This is a genomic window from Corynebacterium sp. CCUG 69979 (assembly GCF_024454095.1).
Taxonomy (GTDB): Bacteria; Actinomycetota; Actinomycetes; order Mycobacteriales; family Mycobacteriaceae; genus Corynebacterium; species Corynebacterium genitalium.
On record NZ_JAGPZA010000033.1, the window covers coordinates 1 to 6,348 of the forward strand.

The 6,348-nt window shown below is 61.6% G+C and carries 6 protein-coding genes; all 6 read left to right on the plus strand.

What is annotated here, in order from left to right; all coding sequences use genetic code 11:
* A partial coding sequence (locus tag KBX18_RS11580) for a hypothetical protein (protein ID WP_255996251.1) occupies window positions 1-634 on the plus strand: 634 nt, incomplete at its 5' end.
* Window positions 631-2,307 (plus strand): ATP/GTP-binding protein, encoded by a 1,677-nt coding sequence (locus KBX18_RS11585; protein WP_255996252.1) that lies wholly within the window; start codon window positions 631-633, stop codon window positions 2,305-2,307. The genes KBX18_RS11580 and KBX18_RS11585, both read left to right, overlap by 4 nt.
* Window positions 2,308-2,583 carry a hypothetical protein gene (locus tag KBX18_RS11590; RefSeq protein ID WP_255996253.1) on the plus strand — a complete coding sequence of 92 codons (276 nt, stop codon included), beginning with the start codon at window positions 2,308-2,310 and terminating at the stop codon, window positions 2,581-2,583.
* Window positions 2,580-4,295, plus strand: coding sequence for a peptidoglycan DD-metalloendopeptidase family protein (locus KBX18_RS11595; RefSeq protein ID WP_255996254.1), 1,716 nt, complete (start codon window positions 2,580-2,582; stop codon window positions 4,293-4,295). Before KBX18_RS11590 ends, KBX18_RS11595 begins: the two co-directional genes overlap by 4 nt.
* A gap of 5 nt (window positions 4,296-4,300) precedes the next feature.
* Entirely contained in the window at window positions 4,301-4,861 is a 561-nt protein-coding gene (locus tag KBX18_RS11600; protein WP_255996255.1) for a hypothetical protein, read from the plus strand.
* 66 nt (window positions 4,862-4,927) lie between these two features.
* Window positions 4,928-6,348 (plus strand): type IV secretory system conjugative DNA transfer family protein (locus KBX18_RS11605; RefSeq protein ID WP_255996256.1); only part of this gene is annotated, 1,421 nt, incomplete at its 3' end.

Below are 6,348 nucleotides of genomic sequence, written 5' to 3' on the forward strand. Positions count from 1 at the left end.
TGGGGAGGACACGACGGCGCTGCTATGGGCGACAGTGGCGGCAACGAGCAAGGCTGAGCGCAAGGACACCTCAGAGTTGCTGACCCGCTTGGCTGTGTTCGCGCCTCGGGTCTACGACGCCGCCGACGCGGCGGGCATGGACGCCAAACCTGTATCGCAAGATGAGCTTGCACAATGGGTCAGCAGCGAGCTCGTAGGCGATGGGGAAGCGGCGGTGTTTCCTCCGCGCGCGAGGGTGATAAGCGACGGTCGCTCGATGTTGGCGGTGGATGATCGTGTGACAGCGACGTTCGAGGTCAGTCACAATCGCGACGAGGATGAGGACACGTTTGACTCGGTAGGGGCACTCGCGGCCCAGCTCAGCGAGTTTTACGACGGTGAGCTATCGGTTCGGGTGTCCGATTGGTCCCGCCCGGCAGAGCGCGCGGGTTTTGCAGATCGCAGAGTAGGCCTTGTGAGCCTGACAGCGCAGGACACCGAGGTTGTCGAGGACGCTGTGCGCGCTCTTTTGGTCAATCTCACGGCCAAGCAGCGCTTGGCAATTCGGAGACTGTGGAATCAACAGGCAATGGGAGCCGGTGCGTCGCTAGGCGTCGGCGTGTTGGGGTGGCAGCGGTTGGAGGTCGCGGCATGACAACAGTGACAGATTTCGAGCGTCTTCACGACGACATTGAAGCGGGCGTTGTTGAGCGCCCGAGCAGGTTGTCGAAGGAGGGCCGAGGATACAGCCGCTGGCTGAAAGAAGAACGCAAGCGCGCTCGCTTGGAAGAGCTAGAAACGCAGTTCCGCACGGGTGTCCCGGTGCGAGGGGAGAAAGCTTTCCGCCGGCCTGGGCCTCATGGGTTTCGCGGTGCGACGGCCGGCACGCAACGGGTGGTGTCTGGTCCACAGGAGTGGCAGACCACGACGAACTTCGGTGCGGGTTTCAACCCGAACGTCGTCGGAGCGCCAGCTCCCATGATCGGGACCCCGCTAGGGGTGCATGTGACCACCGGTGCTGAGGTCGGGTGCGATGCGATGGCGTGGTTCCGGGAAGGAATCATCTCCAACCCGTCGTGCTTTGTACTGTCGTTGCCTGGTCTGGGAAAGTCCACCCTCATCCGCAAGATGCAGATGGGCCATGTCGCCCAGAAGCAGATTCCGATTGTCGCCGGAGACATCAAGGGCGAATATGTGGGCTTTACCCAGCAGGTCGGCGGTCAGGTCATCACGCTCGGGCACGGCATCGGGCATATCAACCCGTTGGATGTGGGCGCTCTGGGCCGCATTATTCCCCAGCTCGAAGCAGCTGGCGAGACAAAGCTCGTCGACCGCGCTAAGGAGCAGGTGCATGGCCGACAGGTAACGATGGTGCAGACACTGCTGGGCTTGGGGCGAGGGGCGCAACCTGCTGACTACGAGGTCATGCTGATCTCGATTGCGCTGCGCGAACTCTACGAGTCCCGCGAGGTGGACTGGCTCAATCCGCCCGTCCTGGCAGATTTGATTGCGCTGCTCGAAAAAGGCACACCAGAGCTACGTCGAAAAGCACGTGCACGCAGCGATGAAGCGTGGGACAGTCGCGTCGACAATTTGATTCTGTCGCTCAACTCTCTGCTCGACGGTCAAACAGGCCAGATCTTCGATGGACAGACAACGAACCCGATCAATGTGGACGCCACGGCGGTGTGCATTGACGTCTCTGCGATTGACAGCGGGGACGAGTCGATGAAGGCCGCTGTGATGATGGCGTGCTGGTCGAACGCTTTCGGTGCTGTAGAAGCCGCGCACCTGCTGGCAGATGCGGGCCTTGGCCCGCAGCGTCTGTTCAGCGTCGTGCTTGATGAGATGTGGCAGGTGCTGTCATCGGCGCCCGGCATGGTGGAGCGTGTGGACGCGTTGACCAGGCTTAACCGTACCGATGCTGCGGCGTTGTACATGATCACGCACACGTTCCAGGACCTGGAGGGCTTGCCCACCGAAGAGGACCGGAAGAAGGCAATGGGCTTCATCGAGCGCGCCGGCATGGTGATCTGCGGAGGGTTGCCGAACTCCGAGCTGGACATTTTGAATTCCCGTTTGAGGTTCACTGACGCTGAGGGCTACATGATCACGAGTTGGTCAACGGGCGCGATTCCCAAGCGCACGCGCACGCGCGGGGCACGGTCCACACCACCTGGTCGTGGCCGGTTCATGATCAAGCCGTCGAAAGACGGCTCGCCCGGTATCCCGGTGCAGACCGTGCTCATGCCCAGTGAGATTGAGCTGCGACTACACGACACGAACGCCCGCTTCGAGGAATTCTTTGAATCGGGGACGGTGACGTAAATGGCGCGCTCGGAGATGGCGCGCAACGTCCATCCGACGAGCGTGCGCGAGGGGTCAATGGCCCAGTTCGTCGAAACCTGGCAGGAATACTCCTCTCCCTCTGCGGCGGCAGCGGCGGTGGCGAAGTCTTGGGGTATTGGGCGCACAACGCTGAGCCAGTGGTTGCGAGACGAGGGGAAATGGCCGCACACACGCGTGTCTGCCAACTTGCGGCTGGCGGCAGAAAACAGAGCCTTACGCAAGGAACTTAACCGGCTGAAAGGAAAGGACGCATGAAGCGGCTTGGGTGTGGCCTGCTGGTGCTTGCCGTTGCTGTGGCGCTGCTCGTCACGGTCATTCTCAGCGGTGGTGATGGGGAACTAGACGACGAGTGCGGGCCAACCAGCGGCAGTGATCAGGGTCCAGTGGCCGGCGGTGTGCCCGACGGAGAGTTCAGCTTGCCCTCACCGGGCACGTCGTATCCGGACAACTTCACCTCTGGGTTCGGCCCGCGCTGGGGGGAACAGCACAACGGCGCAGACATTGCTAATGGACTGGGAACACCGATCTTCGCGTATGCAGACGGGGTGGTCGTGGCCTCTGGACCGGCGAGCGGTTTCGGCCAGTGGATCGTGATTGACCACGACGGATACGGAGAGTTCTTCTCCACCGTGTACGGGCACATGTACGAAGACGGCCTGCGCGTCAAAGTCGGGGATCAGGTCAAAGCAGGCCAGCACATCGCAGATGAAGGCTCCAACGGTTTCAGTACTGGTGCGCATCTGCACTTCGAGGTCTGGCCTGGTGGTCGCCTCAGCGGTGGCCACGCTGTGGACCCGGTGCCGTGGCTGGATAAAGCTGTGCCCCCAGGATCAGCCGGAGACACAGACTCCAAGCCTGACAAAACGGACACGACGACGGACAACAGCGCGGAGCCGAGCGCAACGTCGACCGATACGCCACCGTCGTCGGCTCGCGAGACGGACACTGATGAGCTGCGCGCGGTCCCAGAGGTGTTCAACGAGGACAAGATGCAGGTCGATGCAGTGCGGCTAGGCCGTGCGGTTGCGCAGAGGTTCCCGCAGATCAAGGTGATCGGCGGGTGGCGTCCGTACGACGGATTCGACGATCACCCCAGTGGTACCTCTATCGACATCATGATTGATTCCGCCCATCCTGACCAAGCAGGAGGGGGTGACTTCTCCAAGACCAACGAGGGACGCGAACTCGGTGATGAGATCCGCGACTACATCATGGACAACAAGGAGGAGTTCAACCTCGAATACATCATGTGGCGTCAAAAGGAGTACTACTCAGGCGGGGAAATTCGCGACACTCCAGACCGAGGCAGCCACACAGCAAACCACTACGATCACCTGCACGTGAGAACCACAGGTGGCGGGTTGCCCTCACCGGACCAGAAATACGGTGCCGCGCCTGAGGGCGGCAATGGTTCACGCTCGATGTATCGCACCGACTGCGTGTCATCCCAGGGCGATATCGACGCCGATTTAGGCGGCAAGGGTATTCCACCTGGTATCGAGCGCATGATCCCGATTGCGGCGCGTCAGTGCGACGCGGTGACGGAGCCGTTGCTGGCAGGACTGATGGATCACGAGTCGATCAACTTCACCCCGCGAGCGGTATCGGAAAAGGGCGCGCAGGGATGGGCGCAGTTCATTCCGGAAACCTGGGCAACCTACGGCGCAGAAGTGGATAACGAAACAGGCGAAGTCATCGGTCCGCCAGGATCAGGATCCCCCCACGACGAAGAGGACGCGACGATCGCCTCGGCAAAGTTCTTGTGCACGTTGGACGAGTACCTAGCTCCGGGCATCGAGTCCGGACAGATCAAAGGTGATCGTCAAGAACTCATTCTGGCGGCGTATAACGCAGGCCCAGGGGCAGTGGAGCAGTACGGCGGGGTGCCGCCGTATACGGAGACTCAGAACTACGTCAAGATCGTGCCGGAGACGGCCAAGAAGTACGAGAAGAACGCAGAAAGGTAGAACCGATGAACCGGCAAAACAAGGTTCTCATGATCACTGGCGCTGTGTTGCTTGCAGCGCTTGTGCTGGCGGTGATGTGGGGGGCCGCCCTCGGCGGCTTCAGCAAGCCTGAGCCCGGCGAGGGCGCACCAATGCATAGAGAGCACCCAGCCCCTGAAAACGTCAGCCCGGACATCGCGGCACAAGCAGTACTATCCCAGGGGTTTTCGTGGACGCCCGCGCAGGACGCCTCCGATCTGGACGGCTTTATCAGGTCGGAACTGGTGACAGAGCAGCTGCGCGAATCTCTGCAATCTGCAGCTGAGGTGCAGCCGCCCCAAGCACTCCCCAGGGAGTGGGAGGGATGGGCACGATCAGGTGATGTCGTGCGCGCCGCTGTCACTCCCGATGAGGTCAACGAAACAGGCGGGACTGCCGAGGTGACAGCCACGGTCTCTCAGCGCGTGGTTCATCCCAACCGTGAGACCACACCCCTTGACCCCTTCGAGGTCAGCGCAACACTGGTCCACGACGCCGATGCCGACAAATGGCTTCTCGACGCCTACGAGATCACAAGCGCGAGGTAGGCCCAGACATGATCTATTTACGACACAGTGACGGAAAAACGGTCAACGAGCGGAAGGACAATCGAGATGAGTAGGGCAGGCCGGGACAACCCCCGCGCAGCAGGCAGCGCAGGCATGGACATCCAGACCGTCTTCGGATTGGTCATGCTTGGTGCAGCAGTAGCGGTCTTAGCCAGTGTGCAGATCGGCCAGTGGGCGCAGTCGCGCGTAGCCGGCGGTGAGCCGGTGCCCAAAAACCCCTTTGTCACCATCGGCCAAGTCATCGGCGGATCTCGTGGATGGTCGACCGCGGCGACAGTCTCGGTGGCTGCAACCTGGGCCGTGGGTCTGCTGTTGGCGCTGGCCGTGACGATGCTGATCCGCAAGGTGCGCACGCCGAAAACGCGTGTCGATTCAGCCTCGAAGTACCTGGCAAGCAAAAAGGACGTCACCAGCTTCAGCCGCAAGAGCGCGCAGGCACTAGCCGAGGGGTGGCTCCCCTCAGAAGACATGGCCAAGGACTACCCTGGCCTGATGTTCGGGCGTGTACCAGGCACGAAACAGGGTCTGTGGTCGACGTGGGAGGACTTGTACCTGGTCATCTTCGGCCCGCGCATGGGTAAAACGACCTCGCAGGTCATTCCAGCAATTGTCGACGCACCGGGCCACGTGGTCACGACATCGAATAAACGCGACATTGTCGACGATACGATCACACTCACCTCAGCGCGCGGACAAGTCTGGGTGTTCGACCCGCAGCGCATCGCTGCCGGGTTCGAACAAGAGCCGTGGTACTTCGATCCGCTCGATCTGGTGCGACGAGTCCCCGAAACGATGGACTCCGCATCGGTGCGGCTGGCCGACATCTTCAAAACAGCCGCGCGCGGCGCCGCCGACAGCGGTGGAGACGCCTACTTCACCGAGGGCGGCAAGGAACTGCTAGGCCGGTTCTTTCTCGCAGCCGCGCTCGATGATCGACCCATCGGAGACGTGTACCTATGGGTCAACGACGACGCCGACCGAACACCGGTGACGATCCTCGAACAGTACCCCGAGTGGTCACAACAAGCAGAAGCCTTAACCGCGACCTATCAGATCACCGAAAAGACCCGTTCAGGCCTGTTTTCCCAGGCTGCACAGATGGCGACCCCACTGGGTCGACGTGAAGCGTTGAAATGGGTGACACCACAACCCGGTGCGCGCAAGTTCGACGCGAGAGCCTTTGTCCGCAGCAGCGGCCACGACACGATGTACATCCTGTCGAAAGAAGGGGCAGACAACGCCGCGGCGTTGACCACCGCGCTCACGGCGACGATCATGACCGAAGCGGAAACCTACGGCGAGGAAAACGGCGGGCGCTTGCCCGTGCCGCTCGTCGCCGCGCTCGATGAAGCCGCCAACGTCGTGCGGTGGCCGGAACTGCCCTCGCTGTACTCGCACTACGGCTCTCGCGGCATCATCTTGATGACGATCTTGCAGTCCTATGCCCAAGGAGCGGAGGTGTGGGG